General features: G+C 64.6%; 17 protein-coding genes and 2 pseudogenes. 6 read left to right on the top strand and 13 right to left on the bottom strand.

Annotated elements, in window-relative coordinates; all coding sequences use genetic code 11:
• Window positions 1-174 (top strand): annotated as a pseudogene (locus tag Q4543_RS05225) (IS110 family transposase); the annotation flags it as partial.
• Window positions 175-243: 69 nt separating this feature from the next.
• Here Q4543_RS05225 and Q4543_RS05220 read toward each other — a convergent pair.
• From Q4543_RS05220 to Q4543_RS05210, 3 genes and pseudogenes are all read right to left on the bottom strand, one after another.
• Window positions 244-1172 (bottom strand): annotated as a pseudogene (locus Q4543_RS05220) (IS5 family transposase).
• 108 nt (window positions 1173-1280) lie between these two features.
• The gene (locus tag Q4543_RS05215) at window positions 1281-1460 is read right to left on the bottom strand and encodes a hypothetical protein (RefSeq protein WP_303436717.1); all 180 of its coding nucleotides are present in this window, start codon (window positions 1458-1460) and stop codon (window positions 1281-1283) included.
• Window positions 1461-1508: 48 nt separating this feature from the next.
• Complete coding sequence (locus Q4543_RS05210) at window positions 1509-3083, bottom strand: lysine--tRNA ligase (RefSeq protein WP_303436714.1); 1575 nt, start codon at window positions 3081-3083, stop codon at window positions 1509-1511.
• Window positions 3084-3218: 135 nt separating this feature from the next.
• On the opposite strand from Q4543_RS05210, the gene Q4543_RS05205 reads away from it, so the two are divergent.
• Window positions 3219-3644, top strand: a complete 426-nt coding sequence (locus Q4543_RS05205; protein WP_216006315.1) for a tellurite resistance TerB family protein — start codon at window positions 3219-3221, stop codon at window positions 3642-3644.
• Window positions 3645-3659: 15 nt separating this feature from the next.
• On the opposite strand, the gene dacB is transcribed toward Q4543_RS05205, so the two are convergent.
• Together dacB and Q4543_RS05195 are read right to left on the bottom strand one after the other, a co-directional pair.
• Window positions 3660-5153, bottom strand: coding sequence for a D-alanyl-D-alanine carboxypeptidase/D-alanyl-D-alanine-endopeptidase (gene dacB / locus Q4543_RS05200; protein WP_303436712.1), 1494 nt, complete (start codon window positions 5151-5153; stop codon window positions 3660-3662).
• A 39-nt stretch (window positions 5154-5192) separates the two neighbouring features.
• Window positions 5193-5831: a nicotinate-nucleotide adenylyltransferase gene (locus Q4543_RS05195; RefSeq protein WP_303436710.1), complete on the bottom strand. Its 639-nt coding sequence runs from the start codon at window positions 5829-5831 to the stop codon at window positions 5193-5195.
• Window positions 5832-6138: 307 nt separating this feature from the next.
• Between Q4543_RS05195 and ettA the strand changes: the two genes are divergently transcribed.
• A complete protein-coding gene (ettA, locus tag Q4543_RS05190; protein ID WP_216006307.1) occupies window positions 6139-7794 on the top strand; it encodes an energy-dependent translational throttle protein EttA in 1656 nt (551 codons plus the stop codon).
• Window positions 7795-7899: 105 nt separating this feature from the next.
• On the opposite strand, the gene Q4543_RS05185 is transcribed toward ettA, so the two are convergent.
• The 4 genes from Q4543_RS05185 to Q4543_RS05170 form a co-directional block, all read right to left on the bottom strand.
• Complete coding sequence (locus Q4543_RS05185) at window positions 7900-8091, bottom strand: hypothetical protein (protein ID WP_303436709.1); 192 nt, start codon at window positions 8089-8091, stop codon at window positions 7900-7902.
• Between the two features lie 121 nt (window positions 8092-8212).
• A complete protein-coding gene (gene coaBC, locus Q4543_RS05180; RefSeq protein ID WP_303436708.1) occupies window positions 8213-9412 on the bottom strand; it encodes a bifunctional phosphopantothenoylcysteine decarboxylase/phosphopantothenate--cysteine ligase CoaBC in 1200 nt (399 codons plus the stop codon).
• A 49-nt stretch (window positions 9413-9461) separates the two neighbouring features.
• Window positions 9462-10286: a ChaN family lipoprotein gene (locus Q4543_RS05175; RefSeq protein ID WP_303436707.1), complete on the bottom strand. Its 825-nt coding sequence runs from the start codon at window positions 10284-10286 to the stop codon at window positions 9462-9464.
• Window positions 10283-11161 carry an RNA polymerase factor sigma-32 gene (locus tag Q4543_RS05170; protein ID WP_303436706.1) on the bottom strand — a complete coding sequence of 293 codons (879 nt, stop codon included), beginning with the start codon at window positions 11159-11161 and terminating at the stop codon, window positions 10283-10285. Before Q4543_RS05170 ends, Q4543_RS05175 begins: the two co-directional genes overlap by 4 nt.
• Window positions 11162-11432: 271 nt before the next feature.
• Here Q4543_RS05170 and Q4543_RS05165 point away from each other — a divergent pair, with 271 nt between their 5' ends.
• Both Q4543_RS05165 and Q4543_RS05160 read left to right on the top strand, forming a co-directional pair.
• On the top strand, window positions 11433-12299 hold the full coding sequence (locus Q4543_RS05165; RefSeq protein WP_303436705.1) for a glutathione S-transferase: 867 nt from the start codon (window positions 11433-11435) through the stop codon (window positions 12297-12299).
• 97 nt (window positions 12300-12396) lie between these two features.
• On the top strand, window positions 12397-13911 hold the full coding sequence (locus tag Q4543_RS05160) for a YifB family Mg chelatase-like AAA ATPase (RefSeq protein ID WP_303436704.1): 1515 nt from the start codon (window positions 12397-12399) through the stop codon (window positions 13909-13911).
• Here the strand turns inward: Q4543_RS05160 and Q4543_RS05155 are convergent.
• From Q4543_RS05155 to rsmI, 4 genes are all read right to left on the bottom strand, one after another.
• The gene (locus Q4543_RS05155) at window positions 13881-14777 is read right to left on the bottom strand and encodes an alpha/beta hydrolase (protein WP_303436703.1); all 897 of its coding nucleotides are present in this window, start codon (window positions 14775-14777) and stop codon (window positions 13881-13883) included. The two genes, Q4543_RS05160 and Q4543_RS05155, sit on opposite strands and share 31 nt — an antisense overlap.
• A complete protein-coding gene (gene gshB, locus Q4543_RS05150; RefSeq protein ID WP_303436702.1) occupies window positions 14774-15709 on the bottom strand; it encodes a glutathione synthase in 936 nt (311 codons plus the stop codon). Before gshB ends, Q4543_RS05155 begins: the two co-directional genes overlap by 4 nt.
• Before the next feature lie 74 nt (window positions 15710-15783).
• A complete protein-coding gene (locus tag Q4543_RS05145; RefSeq protein ID WP_303436701.1) occupies window positions 15784-16227 on the bottom strand; it encodes a YraN family protein in 444 nt (147 codons plus the stop codon).
• 29 nt (window positions 16228-16256) lie between these two features.
• Window positions 16257-17126, bottom strand: a complete 870-nt coding sequence (gene rsmI, locus Q4543_RS05140; RefSeq protein ID WP_216006297.1) for a 16S rRNA (cytidine(1402)-2'-O)-methyltransferase — start codon at window positions 17124-17126, stop codon at window positions 16257-16259.
• A gap of 87 nt (window positions 17127-17213) precedes the next feature.
• Here rsmI and Q4543_RS05135 point away from each other — a divergent pair, with 87 nt between their 5' ends.
• Entirely contained in the window at window positions 17214-18401 is a 1188-nt protein-coding gene (locus tag Q4543_RS05135; RefSeq protein ID WP_303436700.1) for a penicillin-binding protein activator, read from the top strand.
• Window positions 18402-18408 lie beyond the last annotated feature (7 nt).

Raw genomic sequence — 18408 nt, 5'->3', positions numbered from 1 at the left:
ATGGCGGCGACGGTCGCTGTGCGGTGGAACCCGGGTCTAAAGGCGTTCTACGAGCGGCTCCGCCAGATCGGCAAACCGTTCAAGGTCGCTATCACCGCCGTCATGCGGAAGCTGCTCATATTGGCCAACGCGCTGCTCACCGAGGATCGAACCTGGTCGCCGACGCCGCCGTAAAACCCAGTAGCTGCCATTCGCGGGAACTTTAGTCTTGTTTTCCAAGACAGATGCTTTCCCCGGACGGAGTTATCCTACGGCCTCTGTGACGGGTATGCCAAGAGCGGTGTAGCGGTTCAGGACGGCGATGCGGACCTGGATCTCTGTGACCTGCCGGTCGAAGTCTCTCGACATCAGGGATTGGCCGAGAAGCTTGATGCAGTTCATCTTGGTCACAACGCGGCTTCGGCGGTGGTATCCGCTCCAACGTCGCCACAATGCCTTGCCAGGACAGCGGGATGCACGCACCGCCTCGTTTCGGGTGACGGCCCCGGGGCTCGTGGGCTTCCATGGTTTAGCGTTCTTGCACGGGGGTATGACGACGGCGTGGGCATTTCGGGCGGCAATCGCGTCATGGCATTTGCGCGTGTCATAGGCCCCATCTGCGGTCACTGATCCGATGTTTTGATCAGGCGGGATCTGGTTGAGTAATTCTGGGAGCATGGGGGCATCACCGACATTGCTGGTAGTGACCTCGACTGCACGCACGCTCCAGCGTTTCCTCGTCGCTCCCTATATGTATCTTGCGCCAAATGCGCCGCTTGGGGCAGCCATGCTTGCGCGCGTTCCATTCCCCTTCACCCTCGGATTTGATGCCGGAGCTGTGCACTGCCCGAGAGGGGATGAGCAGGTTCACAGGGCCAGTGGTACCGCGATACGGCAGGCTCACGTTCAGTGTCTTTTGACGGCGGCAAAAGGTGCTGAAATCGGGCACTGCCCAGTCCAACCCAACCAGCCGCAACAGGCTCTCGACGAAACCCGTGGTTTGCCGCAGCGGCAAGCCAAACAGCACTTTCAGCGTCAGACAGGTCTGGATGGCCGCGTCGCTGAACTCTTGCTGTCGCCCACGCTTGCCCGTTGGCGGCGGCGTCCAGATCATCTCCGGATCAAACCAACCTCTCACACATGCAAGCATGTGCTGCCGGTCAGGGGATCGACAGCGATCCGCGTTGCTTCAGCGCTGGGTTTTACGAAGGCCAGTTCCTGGTCTTGTACTTCGTAGGGGGCCAGCTGCTCATGTCGCCCAACTATCATGCTGGATTCACACAGTGAATCCCTGAAGCGGTTTATGCAACAAAGCCTGTCGGGCTGGCAAAGGCCTTTGCGCCCGCCAGATCGCCCGCGCGAAATGCGCCGAGCTGGTCGCGCGCCACGCCGGGAATGGCGCTGCGGTCCTGCGCCGCCAATGGAACGGCCGCCCCGGCCAATGCCAGCGCGGCCAGTGTCGCGTAGATCAGATGCTTCATGCGGGCTCCCCTCCTGCAAAAACAAGAGAGCCCGCCATGCGGCAACGGCTAGAGCGTGCCGTTGATGCCGTTTTCGATCAGCGTCACCGTTTCGTCGACCCCGTAGAGGGCGATGAACCCGCCGAACCGCGGCCCCTGACTTTGCCCGAGCAGCACCTCGTAGAGCGCCTTGAACCACTCACGCAGGTTCTCGAACCCATGGTCCTTGCCGACAGCAAAGACGATGGTCTGCAACGTCTCGTCATCCGCCGCGCCGTCATGGGCGCGCAAACGCGTCGCCAGATCCTGCATCGCCAGCTTTTCCTGTTCGGTGGGGGCGCGGAACTTCTTGGTCGGCTTCACGAAATCATTGTAGTAGCGCACCGCGTAGCCGGCGGCGGCATCCATGTCGGGGTTGTCCTTGGGCGATGCATCGGGGGCGTAGCGCTTGATGAAGCCCCACATCGCGTCCTTGTCCTCGGCCCCGGCAGCCGAGGCGAGGTTGAGCAACATCGAGAACGGCACCAGCATTTTCGATTCCGGTACGTCGCCGCCGTGGATGTGCCAGACCGGGTTGTTCAGCTTCTGCTCGGGCGTCTGGTCGGGATAGGCGCGCAGTTGCTGGTGGTATTCGTCCACCGCCTTGGGGATCACATCCCACCACAGCCGCTTGGCGGTCTTTGGCTTCTGATACATGAAATACGACAGCGATTCCGACGCGGCATAGGTCAGCCACTCGTCGATCGACAGACCGTTGCCCTTGGATTTGCTGATCTTCTGGCCGGAGTCATCAAGGAACAGCTCATAGGTGAAATGCTCGGGCGCACGCACGCCAAGGGCCCGGCAGATGCCGTCATAGATCGGCGTGTTGGTGCTGTGGTCCTTGCCGTACATCTCGAAATCGACGCCAAGCGCTGCCCAGCGGGCGCCGAAATCGGGCTTCCACTGCAGCTTGACCTTGCCGCCCGTGACCGGGAGCGTGTATTCCACGCCGTCGTCGTCATCGAATGTGATGGTGCCGTTGGCGGCATCAACATGCTTGATCGGAACATACAGCACCCGGCCGGTTTCCGGGTGGATCGGCAGAAAGATCGAATAGGTCGCCGCCCGCTCGTCGCGCAGCGATTTGAGCATGATCGCCATCAGCTCATCGTATTTCTCTGCGCAGCGCAGCAGGATTTCGTCGAACTGGCCCGAGGCGTAGAATTCGCTCGCCGAGTAGAAATCGTACTGAAACCCGAAGGTGTCGAGGAACCGGCGCAGCATGGCGTTGTTATGATGGCCGAAGCTTTCATATTGCTCGAACGGGTCGGGCACCACGGTCAGCGGGCGTTGCAGGTTGGCCTGCAAGAGCGCTTGGTTCGGCACGTTTTCCGGCACTTTGCGCATGCCGTCCATGTCATCGGAAAAGCAGATCAGCCGGGTCGGGATGTCGGAAATCAGCTCGAAAGCGCGGCGGATCATCGTGGTGCGCGCCACCTCGCCAAAGGTGCCGATATGCGGCAGGCCAGACGGCCCGTAGCCGGTTTCGAACAGCACATATCCCTTTTCGGGCGGCTTTTTCTCGTAGCGTTTCAGGATGCGGCGGGCCTCTTCAAAGGGCCAGGCCTTCGAACTCATGGCGGCATCGCGCAGATCGGGCATCCGAAACTCTCCATTCACGGGGGTCAAGACAAGGCGTGCCTCCGCGCAGTGCGAGGGCACAAAGCCGCGTCCTATTGCAGACGCGAGGTCGGGTCAATAAATTGCCTGATGACACAGCAGCAAGAAAGCGCAGATATGCAGGACGCCGTCACCCATCCGTTGACTCCGCAAGATTGTCTTGTGGCGTTGATGATCGCCATTTCGGCATCGGATCAGAACGTGCGCACCGCCGAACTGGTCAAGATCGAGACCTCGGTCAACATGCTGCCGATCTTTGCCGATTACGACACCGACCGCATTCGCGCGATGACCGATCTGGTGTTTTCGCTGTTCGAGCAAGAGGAAGGGCTGGATGCGCTGTTTGGCCTGATCCGCGACAACCTGCCCGAGCGGCTGTTTGAAACCGCCTATGCGCTGGCCTGCGACGTGGCCGCCGCCGATGGCGCGCTGGGAGACGAGGAACTGCGCCTGCTCGAGGAAATTCGCTACGAGCTGGACATCGATCGCCTGCACGCCGCCGCCATCGAGCGCGGCGCGCGGGCGCGGCATCTGCCGGCCTGAGGGTGCCGCTCGGGGTTATGCCTCGGCCAGCACCGCCCAGCGTTCGATCAGCGCCTGCTGAAGCATCTTGGCGCGGGTGTTCCATGCCTTGCCGCCCTCGGGACGCTCGCGCTGCGCCTTGCTCAGCGTGGCGCGGCGGTCGAGATCGCCGCTGAAGAAGGCAAAGACCAGCTCTTCGCCGCCGTCCAGATCGACGTAGCCGGCAAGGCCGCTGACAAAGTTCAGCGTCCCGGTCTTGGCGTGAACCGCTTGCGATGCATCCTTGAAGACCTTGCCTGTGCTGTCGCGCAGCGGCATCGGCTTCAGCAGCGCCTTCAGTCCGACCCGCTGGCGCAGCAGCAGTTTCGCCATGTCTTGCGACGTGATGCGGCTGTCTTCGCCAAGGCCGGAATGATCCACCAGCGCCACCTGCTCGAGGCCAAATTCGCTGCGGGCCCAGGCGCTCATTTCCGCGGCCGAATGGCGCATCGATTGCGCCTCGCCCAGCCGGGCGCGGGTGGCGGCAAGGCCGACCATCTCGGCGGTCAGGTTGGTCGACCATTTCAGCATGTCGCGAAGCACATCCGCCAGCGGCGCGCTTTGCTTGCGCGCCAGCAGCGTGCCCGGCGGGCAGGTCGCAACCATTTCGGGGGCGGGCACGCTGACGCCCTTGCCGCCGGCCAGCACCTGGAAGACCTCGCCGGCGTAGCGGTCGGGCTTGCGCACCGGCAGCCAGCGCGCGCCGCTGTTCCCCAGCGCGCCGCGCGCCACCGTCCATTCGTCGCGGGCGCCGCCGTCATGATAGGTATAGAGCGGCACGTCGCGGGTGATCACGCCCATGCTTGCCATCCGAACCGCCGGGCGCAGCGTCGGCGAGGGCGCATCCATGCTGACTTGATAGCCGTTGCCGCCCTTGTGCCATTCGAAATGCACGCGGTTGTAATTCAGCGCGAGACCCGACACCGCGGGGCTGTAGCCGACATGTTCGGGCTGGCCAGGATCAATGGTCGGCGTGTAGGGCAGTGTGCCACCGCAGACGAGGAAGCGCCCCTCGACCCGCGCAACGCCCGCGGCCTTGAGCATCAGCACAAGCTCGGCCATGCCGTCGGTGTCCAGCGTCGGATCGCCGCCGCCCAGCAGGATCAGATCGCCCTTGAGCACGCCTTCGACCACCTCGCCGGTGGCCAGCAGGTCGGTGTTGAAGCGGTGGTCCGGCCCCAGCACCGCCAAGGCGTAGGACGCGGTGATCGCCTTCGCCACGCTGGCGGGCGGCAGGCCATGCGTCGGGGCATGGCTGTCGATCACCGTGCCGGTGGCCGCGTCGAGCACAGTGAAACCGACCGCGCCGCTCAGCTTCGCCGCCGCGATCAGCTCTTCGGCGCTGGCGATGCTGCGCAAGCGCAGATCTTCGCCCCGCGCGACGGGCCGCAGCGATGCGGTTGGCGCCCCGGCCAGCGCGGGCGTTGCCGCGCCGATGCCAGAGGCGCCGAGCGCGGCAAGGAAATGGCGGCGTGAAAGCTGATGCGTCATGATGTCGATCTAACAAAGCGCCGCGCTCTCGGGCAAGCGTCAGGCCAATGCATCGGGATCACTTTCGCCGCTATCGGCGCGACCCCGGCGCAGTTCGGTCGAGCTGAGATCGATCATCGGGACATCGACAAAGCACCACGCGGGCGCGCGATGCATCGCAAGCAGCGGGGCAGAACGGGCGGGCAGGCGGGCCGAGCCATAGACCGTCGCCGCGACAGAGCCGCGTCCGGCAAGGCGGCTGCCGGGCCGCGCCAGCACCCCGACCGGTGTGCTGTCCATGATGCCGCGCCAGTCTTCCCAGCGGTGAAACTGCGCCAGATTGTCAGCCCCCATCAGCCAGACGAAATGCGCCCCGCGATAGGCCTTTTGCAGCGCCCGTAGGGTGCTTGCGGTATAGCGCGTGCCCGCGATCGCCTCGAAATCGCTGACGATGACCTTGGGGTGCTGCATGATCGCCCGCGATGCCGCCAGCCGCTGTGCCAGCGGCGCCGGCCCATGCGGCTTGAGCGGGTTGCCCGGGCTGACCAGCCACAGCACGCGATCGAGCCGGAAGCGGCGCAGCGCCTCCAGCGTGATGTGGACATGACCGGCGTGCGGCGGATCGAACGATCCACCGAACACTCCGACCTTCTGTCCGGGCGCGAGCGCGAAACCGGTTTCGTAAGCGTCCCAGGTCATCTTGACTCGTGTCGTGACAGGATCGGATGAACAGACACTGGATCGCGGGTCAACTTCAACATGAAATGAGCGGGTTCCCCGCCGGGCGTGGCAAGAGGGCACCGCATCGCGTGGCCAAAGACCTGCGGAGAGGGTCATTCTGGGCCCCGGCATGGGCGCCATCCGGCGCGCCGTCGTCGTTTCCGGTGCGGATGAGCCTCAAAACTCTGAAATTCGCTTGCGAGACACGCATAATCAGCCCGCGCCGGGCCTTTGCATCCGTGCGCAGCGGTGCGATACAGGCCGCAACCAGTCACCGGAGGACCGCATGGCCAGCTATCAGTACGTCTACCACATGGATGGAGTGTCCAAAACCTATCCCGGCGGCAAGAAGTGCTTTGAAAACATCAAGCTCAGCTTCCTGCCCGGAGTCAAGATCGGGGTTGTCGGCGTCAACGGCTCGGGCAAGTCGACGCTGATGCGAATCATGGCGGGCACCGACAAGGATTTCAGCGGCGAAGCCTGGGCGGCCGAGGGCGCCAAGGTCGGCTATCTGCCGCAGGAGCCGCATCTTGAGCCCGAGCTCAACGTCCGTCAGAACGTCATGCTGGGCGTTGCCGCCAAGCAGGCCAAGCTCGACAAGTACAACGAGCTGGCGATGAACTACAGCGAAGAGACCGCCGACGAGATGGCGGCGCTGCAGGATCAGATCGACGCCGAGAACCTGTGGGAACTCGACAACCAGATCGACATCGCGATGGAGGCCCTGCGCTGCCCGGCGGATGATGCCGACGTCACCACCCTGTCGGGCGGTGAACGCCGCCGCGTTGCGCTGTGCAAGCTGCTGCTCGAAGCGCCCGATATGCTGCTTCTCGACGAACCGACCAACCACCTTGACGCGGAAACCATCGCCTGGCTTCAGAATCACCTTGTCGAATACAAGGGCACCATCCTGATCGTCACCCACGACCGCTACTTCCTTGATGCGATCACCGGCTGGATTCTGGAACTCGACCGTGGCCGGGGCATCCCCTACGAGGGCAACTATTCCAGCTGGGTCGAACAGAAAGCCAAGCGCCTGCTGCAGGAAGCGCGCGAGGACAAGGCCAAGCAAAAGACGCTGGAACGCGAACTGGAATGGATGCGGCAGGGCGCCAAGGCGCGTCAGGCCAAATCCAAGGCGCGGATCCAGTCCTATGAAAAGCTGGCCGATCAATCGGTGCGCGAACGCGTCGGCAAGGCGCAGATCGTCATCCCGAACGGCGAACGGCTTGGCTCCAAGGTGCTCGAGCTCGAGAACGTCCGGAAGGCGATGGGCGACAAGCTGCTGATCGAGAACCTGTCCTTCAGCCTGCCGCCCGGCGGCATCGTTGGCGTGATCGGCCCGAACGGTGCCGGTAAATCGACGCTGTTCAAGATGATCACCGGCCATGAACAGCCCGACGAGGGCACGATCGAGGTCGGCAACACCGTGCAGCTGAGCTACGTCGACCAGTCGCGCGACGATCTGGAGCCGGACGCCAACGTCTGGGAAGCGATTTCCGGCGGCGCCGAAGTGATCAAGCTGGGCGATGCCGAAATCAACAGCCGCGCCTATTGCGGCGCCTTCAACTTCAAGGGCACCGACCAGCAGAAAAAGGTCGGCCTGCTTTCGGGCGGTGAGCGTAACCGGGTCCACATGGCGCGGCTGCTCAAGGAAGGCGGCAACGTGTTGCTGCTCGACGAACCGACCAACGACCTTGACGTGGAAACCCTGCGGGCGCTCGAAGACGCGCTGGTCGATTTCGCCGGCTGCGCCGTGGTGATCTCGCACGACCGTTTCTTCCTTGACCGGATCTGCACGCATATCCTTGCCTTCGAAGGCGATGCGCATGTGGAGTGGTTCGAGGGCAACTTCGAGGATTACGAGGAAGACAAGAAGCGTCGCCTCGGCCCCGATGCGGTTGAGCCCAAGCGGGTCAAGTTCAAGAAGTTCACCCGCTGAGCTGGTGCTGACAAGGCGGTCTGCGCCCCTTGTCCAAAGCTACGAACAAAGGAAGCCCCGACCAACGGTCGGGGCTTTTGTCATATCAGGGCGCTTGGGCGGTGCTCAGAAGGCCTTGCGCAGCGACCGCGCGACCTTCGAGAGAAGCTGTCCCTCCATGCTTCGGCCACGCTTGACCTTGCTGGTGCGGATCGGGCGGTGGCGGACCGGGCTGCCGTGAGGGCCGGTGTGGCTGGCTTGGGTCTTGCTGCGGGCGTAGGCCGACAGGGCCTGTTTCGCGATACGTTTGATCGACATCGTGTCCTCCTGTGCCATCAGTGATCTGGTGCAGTAAGAACCGCCGGCACGTACAGGATGTTCCACGTGGAGCAGGCGCGCCCCCAAGATGCGCAACAGTCCGCCCAGAATCCCGATGCCATCACTGCGCGCCCAGACTCGCCGCGATGCGCTCTGCCAATTGGCGGGCCACCTCGCTCTTGCCCATGCGCGGCCACGCTTCGGCCCCGCTGCCCGAGATCAGCACGATGGCGTTTTCGGTTCCTCCCATAATGCCGGTCGCCGGGCTGACATCGTTGGCAACGATCCAGTCGCAGCCCTTGCGCAGCCGCTTGGCGGTGGCATGGGCCACCACGTCATCGGTCTCGGCGGCAAAGCCGACCACCAGTTCTGGGCGGCCCTCGGGCAGGTTCGACACTTCGGCAAGGATGTCGGGGTTTTCGGTAAAGCTGAGCGTCGGCAGCTGTCCGGCGATCTTCTTGATCTTGGACCCGCCCGCATTCTCGACCCGCCAATCCGCCACGGCGGCGGCAAAGACCCCGGCATCGACCGGCAGCGTCGCCATCACGGCGGCGCGCATCTCTATGGCGCTTTGCACCTCGATCACCTCGACGCCTTCTGGCCGCGCCACCTCGGCTGGGCCGGTGACAAACACCACCTCGGCGCCCAGATCGCGCAGCGCCGCGGCAATCGCCGTGCCCTGCGCACCAGACGAGCGGTTGGCGATATAGCGCACCGGGTCGATCGGCTCATGCGTCGGGCCGGATGTCACCAGCACGCGCCGCCCTTTCAGCGGGCCATCGGAAAGTGCCGTTTCGAGCGCCGCAAGGATCTGCGGCACCTCGACCAGCCGCCCCGGTCCGTATTCGCCGCAGGCCATATCGCCCGAGTCCGGCCCGAGAACCGTGACGCCATCGCTGCGCAGGGTCGCAAGATTGCGCTGGGTGGCGGGGTGGTCCCACATCCGCACATTCATCGCGGGCACGATCATTACCGGCGTATCGGTCGCCAGAAGCAGGGTCGAGGCAAGGTCTCCGGCCAGCCCCTGCGCCATCTTCGCCATGAGATCCGCCGTTGCCGGGCAGACCAGCACAAGATCCGCCACGCGGGACAGCTGGATATGGCCCATCTCGGACTCGGAGGTCAGGTCGAACAGCTCGCGGTGCACCGCCTCGCCCGCCAGCGCGCTGACCGACATCGGCGTGACGAATTGCGTCGCCGCCGCCGTCATCACCGGCGTCACCGCCGCGCCGCGCTCGCGCAGACGGCGGATCAGTTCAAGCGTCTTATAGGCCGCGATGCCGCCGCCGATGATCAGAAGGATCCGTTTTCCGCCCAGCATCACGTTCTCCCATTGGTTGCCCAAGGGGTACGCGCCGCTGCGGGAAAACTCAATCGGCTGCTGCGGCGGGGGCAGGGGGCTCGGGGGCGACAAAATCCGCGCAGCGGTCTTGGCGCGCCACGCTAGGGCTGTCTTCGAGCAGATCGAAGGTGCCATCGGGGGCAGCGCCGTCCTCACCCTGTCCCAGCGCGGCGACCCTGACCTCGGGCGCGGCCATGCGCGCCAGCATCGGTGCGCCCCAATCGGTGCGGGCGTGGCCATTGCCTGTGATGACCACCACCGGGCCACCGTGAATCGCATAAGCCTCAAGCGCGGTTTCCGCCAGCCGCGCATCGCGCAGGCGCTGGATATCCACCATCATCGGCAGCAGCTCCGGCGGCAGGCTGTTGCAATGCGCCGCCATCTGCAAGTCTTCGCGCATGGCCTGCATTTGCGGCGGCAGATCCTCGTCAAGACCGTAGAAGCCGGCGGAGGGGCCAAAAACGCCTGCCAGAGGCGCGTCACGTGCCTCGCGCGCCTCGTCCCGGGGCAGCGCCGCGCCATAGATCGCCGCCTCTGGGGCGGCCTCGAAGATCGGGTAGTACATCGAGAAATCCGGCCAGCCGCTGGCTTCCCAGCCCAACAGCGCCTCGAGCCGCGCCTGATCCGCGCGATCCTCGGCGCGGACCTGCGTCGCCTGCTCGCGGCTCAGCATCTCGAAGACCAGCGCCGTTGGATCAAGCTCGGCCACCAGCGCGGCCTGCCGGGCGTGGTGGCCCGGATTGTCATGCGCTTCGCCAAGGAACACCACCTCGGCAGCATAGAGATCGCCATCATCCGCAAACGCGGTCGAAGCGGCAAGGCCCGCGCACAGGGTCAGAAGGATACGCATCATGCGAGGAAGTGTTGCACCTCACGGCTCTGCGCTTCAAGCGACTTGCGCATCTTGCCGAAGGCCGCGGCCTCAAGCTGGCGCACCCGCTCTTTCGACAGCCCAAGTTCCTGCCCGAGACTTTCCAGCGTCCGGCTGTCGTCGCGCAGTTTGCGCTCACGCACGATAAAGCGCTCGCGCTCGTTCAGCGAGGACATCGCCACCACCAGCCATTCGCGCAGCTGGGCGTTGTCGAGATCGAATTCGACCTGCTCCGAGCCTTGCTCGCCATCGTCTTCCAACGTGTCGATCCATTCGCGCCCGTCCTCGTCGCTGGACTGGGTGGCGTTGAGCGAGAAATCAGAGCCGGCAAGCCGCCCGTCCATCATTTCGACATCATGCAGCGGCACGCCGATTTCCGTGGCGATGGCGGCGTGCAGCATGTGGCGCTCCAGCGTGCGACCTTCGGCCTGCGCTTCGCGCTCCAGACGCGCCTGCACCCGGCGCATGTTGAAGAACAGCGACTTTTGCGACGAGGTCGAGCCGGTGCGCACCATCGACCAGTTGCGCATCACGTAATCCTGAATGCTCGCCTTGATCCACCACACCGCATAGGTCGAAAAGCGAACGCCGCGATCAGGGTCGAACTTGTCGGCGGCCTTCATCAGGCCAAGACCGGCTTCCTGAATCAGATCGCCCATCGGAGCGCCGTAGCGCTTGAACTTTGAAGCCATTGAAATAGCTAGACGCATATAGGCAGTGATCAGCCGGTGCAGGGCGGCCTCGTCGCGCTGGTCGCGCCAGGCATAAGCAAGTTTCAGCTCGGTTTCGGCGTCAAGAAGCTCGGCTTTCATGGCGCGTCGCGACAATGTCTGATCGTTGAAGGTCACAGGTGTCATGCGCATATCCCCCGTCGGATGCCGGACGGGGTTTGCCCGTCTCGCGTGCGTGATTGTACGACCATGAACGCACCAAACCTGCGACAAGTTTCGCCCCGGCGCAAAATTTTTTCCGCGTTTGCGGATAATCGCGGGGACGGGGGCGGCGCCCGGCGGGATTTTGCCGGCTGATCCATCAGCATTCGTGATCCATGGCGGCACGGAAATGCGCTTTGTCAGGACCCTGCGATGTGTCAGCAATCATAAGGTAAATCGCCTTGCGGAGTTGTCCATGTCCGATCGCCTGTTTCTCGGAGACTACACCTATTCCAGCTGGTCCATGCGCGGCTGGCTGTTGATGGAGCGCTTCGATCTGCCGTTTGTCATCACCCGCATCAGCTTTGACGATGGCGCGGTGGCAGAGCAGTTGCCGCAGATCGCGCCGGGCCGCACCGTACCCTGCCTGCAAACCGAAGATGGGGCGGTGATCTGGGACAGCCTTGCCATCGCCGAAGAACTGGCGACGCGGCACCCTTTGGCGGGCCATTGGCCATCTGATCCCGCGGCAAGGGCCATGGCGCGCTCGATCTGCGCCGAGATGCATGCAAGCTTTGGGGCCTTGCGGGCGGAATGCCCGATGAACCTGCAGGCGGCCTATCGCGATGTTCGCCCTTCCGAGGCGGTGCTGGCTGATGTTGCGCGGATTGAAACCCTATGGGCGTTGGCGCGCAAGCGTCATGGTGGCGACGGCCCTTGGCTGTTTGGCAAATACGGCGCTGTCGATGCGTTCTACGCCCCCGTCGCCGCGCGCATCGCGGGCCATGCGCTGCCCGTGGGCGACACCGCACGCGCCTATGTCGCCGCCCATCTTGCGGACCCGGCGTTTCGGCGATGGCGGGCGATGGGCATCGCGCGCGGCGAGCATCTGGCGCGCTATGAACGGCCATGGGCCAAAGGTGTCTGGCCCGGCCCGGCCCCGCTGCCTGCGCGCGCCATCGAAAGTGGCACTTCGGAAAACGACCTTTGCCCCTATTCGGGCGCGCCGGTCACGCATCTGCTTGAAACCGAGGGCCGGGTCTTTGGCTTCTGCAATGCCTTCTGCCGGGACAAGACCGTCGCGGACCCGGCGGCCTGGCCTGCCTTTGCCGCGCTGCTCTGACGCGACACCTTGTTTCCGCATTAACTTTTTATGCGGCCATTAACCTTTCGCTAACCACGCTCCGGTCACGGTGCCAAGGACGGCGGAGAGCAAGGGCATGGTCGCACAATCTTATACGGTGGCATTCGAAGGGGTCGAGGCCCTGCCGGTCGAGGTGCAATGCGCCGTGACCATCGGCGTGCCGGCCTTTGCCATCGTCGGGCTGCCCGACAAGGCAGTATCCGAAGCGCGCGAGCGGGTGCGCTCGGCGTTGACCGCGATGGGCATCGCGCTGCCGTCCAAGCGCATCACCGTGAACCTGTCGCCCGCCGACATGCCCAAGGAAGGTTCGCATTTCGACCTGCCCATCGCGCTGAGCCTGCTTGCCGCGCTTGATATCCTGCCGCGCGATGTGGTCGGCGGGGTGATGGCACTGGGCGAGCTGTCGCTGGATGGCACGTTGGTGCCGGTTCCCGGCGCGCTGCCCGCCGCGATGACCGCGGCCGAGGCGGATCGCGTGCTGGTCTGCCCGCACGGGTCCGGCCCCGAAGCGGCGTGGGTCGGCAGCTGCACCGTGATCGGCGCGCGCAGCCTTGGCGATCTGGTGCGGCATTTCTCGGGGCAGGCCCCGATCCGGCCTGCCTCGCCGGGCGAGCTGTCGCGCGCGGCGCAGTCCCGCGATCTGCGCGATGTCAAAGGGCAGGAACGCGCCAAGCGCGCGCTGGAAATCGCGGCGGCGGGGCGTCACCACCTGCTGTTCGTCGGCACGCCTGGATCGGGCAAGTCGATGCTTGCGGCGCGGCTGCCGGGGCTTCTGCCGCCGCTCAGCCCGCAGGAAGCGCTTGAAACTTCGATGATTCACTCGGTCGCCGGGCTACTGACCGAAGGCGGCATCTCGCGCAGCCGGCCCTATCGCGATCCGCATCACACTGCCTCGATGGCGGCGATCATCGGCGGCGGGCGCGGGGCAAAGCCCGGCGAGGCAAGCCTTGCCCACAATGGCGTGCTGTTTCTTGACGAGCTGCCTGAATTTCAGCGCACCGTGCTGGAAACCCTGCGCCAGCCGCTTGAAACCGGGCAGGTGATGGTGTCGCGTGCCAATGCCCATTTGGCCTATCCCTGCCGCTTCATGCTGGTGGCGGCCGCGAACCCCTGCAAATGCGGCTATCTGAGCGATCCGGGCCGCGCCTGTTCGCGCGCGCCGGGCTGCGGCGACGATTACATGGCGCGGATCTCCGGCCCGTTGATGGATCGTTTCGATTTGCGCATCGAAGTGCCGCCCGTCGCGTTCATGGATCTCGACCTGCCGCCATCCGGCGACAGCTCCGCCGATGTTGCTGCCCGCGTCGCCGAGGCGCGCGACATCCAGTCGGAACGCTTCGCCGCGCACCCCGGCGTGCGCACCAATGCCGACGCCGAAGGCGCGCTGCTGGACGAGATCACCCGGCTGGACACAGATTGCCGCGCCTTGTTGCTGAAGGCCGCCGATAGCTTTGGCCTGACGGCGCGCGGCTACCATCGCATCTTGCGGGTGGCGCGCACCATCGCCGATCTTGGCGGCTCGGGCGCTATCCAACGCCCCCATCTTGCCGAGGCGCTGGGCTACCGGTTGATCTCGTCGAGGCAAGCCTGAACGAATTGCGCGGCCTCGCGCAGGGACTGTCGAGCCTCGGGAATCCAGCCATCGAAGACGGGCCAGGCATGCGGCGCGCAGGGATGGTTGCGCAGGGCGACCCGCGCGCCCATTTCGTGCAGGCGGTCCGCCATACGCGTTGCGTCATCGGCCAGTATCTCGGTCTGCGAATGAAAGATCATCACCGGCGGGCAGGCGGGGAAGCGGGCGTAAAGCGGCGAGATCCGCGGATCACGCGGATCGGCCCCGCCAAGGATCAAGGCCACCAGATCAGACATCCGGCTCACCGGCAGAAAAGAGTCGTAGCGGGCGTTGCGCGACAGGCTTTCTCCCGTCATCGCAAGATCGGTCCATGGGGAAAAGGCTACCGCGCCAGCAGGTGGCTGCCCGTCCATGCAGCAGCGCGACAACAGCGCAAGCGCCAGCCCGCCGCCGGCCGAATCGCCCGATAGAACGATCTGCCCGGGGTGATACCCAAGCGCCAGAAGCGCCTGCCAGGCGGCGCAGGCCGCATCGAACGCCGCTGGAAACGGTGCGCGCTGGGCAAGCGGATAATCTGGGGCGCAGACCTCGATCCCCGAGAGCTGCGACAAGCGCGCGATCATGCCCTGATGGGTGGCGGGGCTGCCGGTGATGAAGCCGCCACCATGGAAATGCAGGATGACCCGGTGCATTGCGCAGGGCCCGGCGGAAACCCAGTGCAGCCCTCCGGGCCGCTCGATCCGGCGCAGGAATGCAGGCCGAGGCAGCAGGGGCGCTATGCGCTCCAGATCACGCGCCGCCTGTTCGGCACTGGCGGTTCGCCGCAGCGCGGGCTTCGAAAATAGCCGAAGCCCGCCGTTCAGCGCGGCGAGCCGCAAGCTCATCCGCGCCGGGCTTCGACCGCCTGCCAGATCTTCTCGGCGACATTGACACCGTCGAACCGCTCGAGTTCCTGAATGCCGGTGGGCGAGGTCACGTTGATTTCGGTCAGCCAGTCGCCGATAACGTCGATGCCGACAAAGACCTGACCTTTTTCACGCAAGACCGGGCCGATCTTGGCGCAGATTTCGAGATCTCGATCTGTCAGCGCAACCTTTTCGGGGCGCCCACCGACATGCATGTTCGAGCGCACCTCGCCAGCGGCGGGCACACGGTTGATGGCACCGACCGGCTCGCCATCGACAAGGATCACCCGCTTGTCGCCTTTGGTGACGGCGGGCAGGTATTTCTGCACGATCAGCGGCTCACGCGAGAAACCGGTGAACAGCTCATAGAGCGAGCTGAGGTTGCGATCGTTCTGATCAAGGCGGAACACCCCAGCACCGCCATTGCCGTAAAGCGGCTTGAGAATGATATCGCCGTGCTTTTCCTTGAAAGCCCGAATCGTCGCGAGATCCCGCGCGATCGCCGTCGGCGGCGTCAGGTCGGGAAAATTCAGAACCAGTAGTTTTTCGGGCGAATTGCGGACCCAGAACGGGTCGTTCATCACCAATGTGCTTGGTGCGAGTCGCTCGAGCAGATGCGTTGTGGTGATGTAATGCATGTCGAAGGGCGGATCCTGACGCAGCCACACGACGTCGAAATCCGACAGGTCGACCTCCTGCATTTCTCCCAGCGTGGCATGCGCGCCCTTGACGCGCTGAACGCTCAGCGACTGGCCACGTGCCATGATGCGCCCGTCCTGAAACGACAGGTGATCCGGCGTGTAGTAAAACAGCGCATGGCCGCGGGCCTGCGCCTCTTCAGCGAGTCGAAACGTGCTGTCTGCGTCGATGTCGATGGGACCAATCGGGTCCATCTGGAAAGCGATCTTCATGAGGACTCCCAAGCTGGCTCTGGCCATACATGGCGCAGAGCCCGGCGCGAGGCAATGCCCGTCCCCGGCGCAGGCTACAGCATCAGTGCGCCTTCCATGATGCGGATCATGCCGCGCTCGTCCATCAAGGCAACGTCAAAGCGCATTTCGGTGAGGGATCCGCCCGGCAGTGTGCCAACAAATTCTTCGGCGGCCGAGAACAGGCGCAGGATCTGGCGGCGTGACAGCCGCTCCAGCGCCCTGTCGAAGGAGCGGCTTTTCTTGACCTCGACAAAGATGACGGCATCCCCATCGGCAATGATCAGATCGATTTCGCCCCCAAGACCACGCCAGCGTCTGCGCAGCACCGTATAGCCCCTGCGTTCGTAATCCTGTGCCACCCGCAGTTCCGCCGATACACCTGCGTGATATCCGGTGGTTCCGCGATGAACCCGGGTCCGGCGACCGCCCTCATGCGGCAGAATCGGCCCAGCGGCGGGGTCTGGCGCAGTGAAGTCGAAAGCCAGTTGCGTCGTCATGCGTCGGTCCTATTGATCGGCGGGGTGCGTCAGCCGTCGCCGCGTTCCTTTGCCAGTGCCATCGCGCGTTGATAGACCGGTCGGCGCTTCAGCCCGAGCATCCCGGAGACGGCATCGGCGGCATCCCGCACCGACATCGTTTTCAGCGCATCATTCAGGGACTCGTCTATATCAGTTTCACTAATTTTCTCCGAACTCCCTTTGCCGATCAGGACCACGATCTCGCCTTTTGGCGGGTGTTCGTCGTAATACGCCGCCAACTCGGCCAGGCTGCCTTCACGGGCCTCTTCAAAACGTTTGGTCAGCTCCCTGCAAACCGTTGCGGGGCGCTCTGCTCCCAGTTTGGCAGCGGCGTCCGCCAGCATCGCACCAAGGCGTTTGGGCGATTCGTAGAAGACCAGCGTCGCCTCGATGTCGCGCAGGGATTCCAGCCCTTTTCGCCGGGCGCCGCCGCTGTTTGGCAGGAATCCTGCAAAGAAGAACCGGTCTGTCGGCTGTCCGGCAAGCGTGAGCGCGGTGACCACGGCCGACACGCCCGGAGCGGTGGTCACCGCTATGCCTTCGGCGCGCGCCGCCCGTGCCAGATCGAATCCCGGATCCGAGATCATCGGCGTGCCCGCTTCGGAGGCATAGGCGACGGACTGCCCGGCCGCGAGCGCCGCGAGCAGTTTCGGGCGCATCCGGTCGCCATTGTGATCGTGATAGGGCAGGCAAGACCGATCCCGAAGTGGAATACCGTGTATTTCCATAAGTCTGCGCAGGCTTCGGGTGTCCTCGGCCGCCAGCAGGTCGGCGTTGCGCAGCACGTCGAGCGCGCGCAGCGTGATGTCGCGGGCGTTGCCGATCGGCACCGCGACAAGATAGAGACCCGGCGTCAATTCGCCCTTTTCGACATTCATATCTGGACCCCTCTGCTTTGCGGGTTATCTTCCCGGGTAACGTCGCGCGGATGTGTAACCGCGCCAGCCATCGAGGGAGTTTCCAGCATGTTCGCCGTTTTGACCCGCGCCCGCAAGGCGCTCCGAATCACTGCGCTTGCAACGACAGCCACATTGCTCGCCGCCTGCGACATGCCGGTCATGACAAATACCGGCGGCAGCGCCTCGGGTCCAAGCGTCGATCCGGGTGCTCCGGTGCGCGTCGCATTGCTGGTTCCGCAGAGCGATCCGGGCGCGGCGAGCATCGCCCGCGACCTTGAAAACGCCGCGCGGCTTGCCATCGCGGACCTTGGCGACAGCAATATCGAGCTTGCGGTCTATGACACCGCTGGGTCTCCGGCCGCTGCGGGCGCACAGGCGCAGCGCGCCGTCGACGAGGGTGCCCGCATCATCCTTGGACCGCTGCGCGGCGAGGTCGCCGTCGAGGCCAGCAAGATGGTTGCCGACGAGGGGGTCAACGTTCTGTCCTTCTCGAACAACGCGTCGATCGCCGGGGGCAACCTGTACATCCTCGGGCCGACATTCGAGAACACCGCCGACCGCCTGATGGCTTATGCCAAGCGGCAGGGCCGCAGCAGCGTCGCGATCGTCAGTTCGGACGACGTGCCTGGGCAGTTCGGCAAAATCGCCGTCGAACAGGCCGCCGCGCGCAACGGTGTGCGTGTCGCCGCGTCGCAGACCTATCCGCTGACCCTTGACGGCGTCACCGGGACCGCCCAGTCGATGGGCAGCATCGTCGCAGATACCGGCGCCGATTCCGTCTTTGTCACCACCGATGCGACCAACGCCGCAATGCCGGTGCTGCTGCAGATCATGCCGGAAAACGGCGTCTCGCCGTCCGAGGTGCAGTATATCGGCCTGACCCGCTGGGATGTGAAGCCCGAGCTGTTCAGCATGCCCGGTGCACAGGGGGCGTGGTTCACCCTGCCCAACCAGTCGATGCAGACCAGCTTTACCCAGCGCTACGCCGCCCGTTACGGCAGCGCTCCGCACCCGCTGGCGGGGCTTGCCTTTGACGGCATTGCCGCCATCGGTGCGCTGCTCGAACAGGGGCGCAGCGACGCCCTGACCGCGGGCGCACTGACGCAAAGCGCTGGTTTCCAAGGCACGGGCGGTGTATTCCGCCTGAGACCCGACGGCACCAACCAGCGTGGCCTTGCCGTCGCAACCGTGCGCAACAACCAGATGGTGATCCTTGACCCTGCCCCCGCAAGCTTCTCCGGCGCAGGCTTCTGACGACCAG

It is taken from the genome of Salipiger sp. 1_MG-2023 (assembly GCF_030547555.1).
Lineage (GTDB): Bacteria > Pseudomonadota > Alphaproteobacteria > Rhodobacterales > Rhodobacteraceae > Salipiger.
The sequence above is the reverse complement of the archived record's forward strand: the minus strand, read 5'-3'. Positions and strand labels throughout refer to the sequence as shown.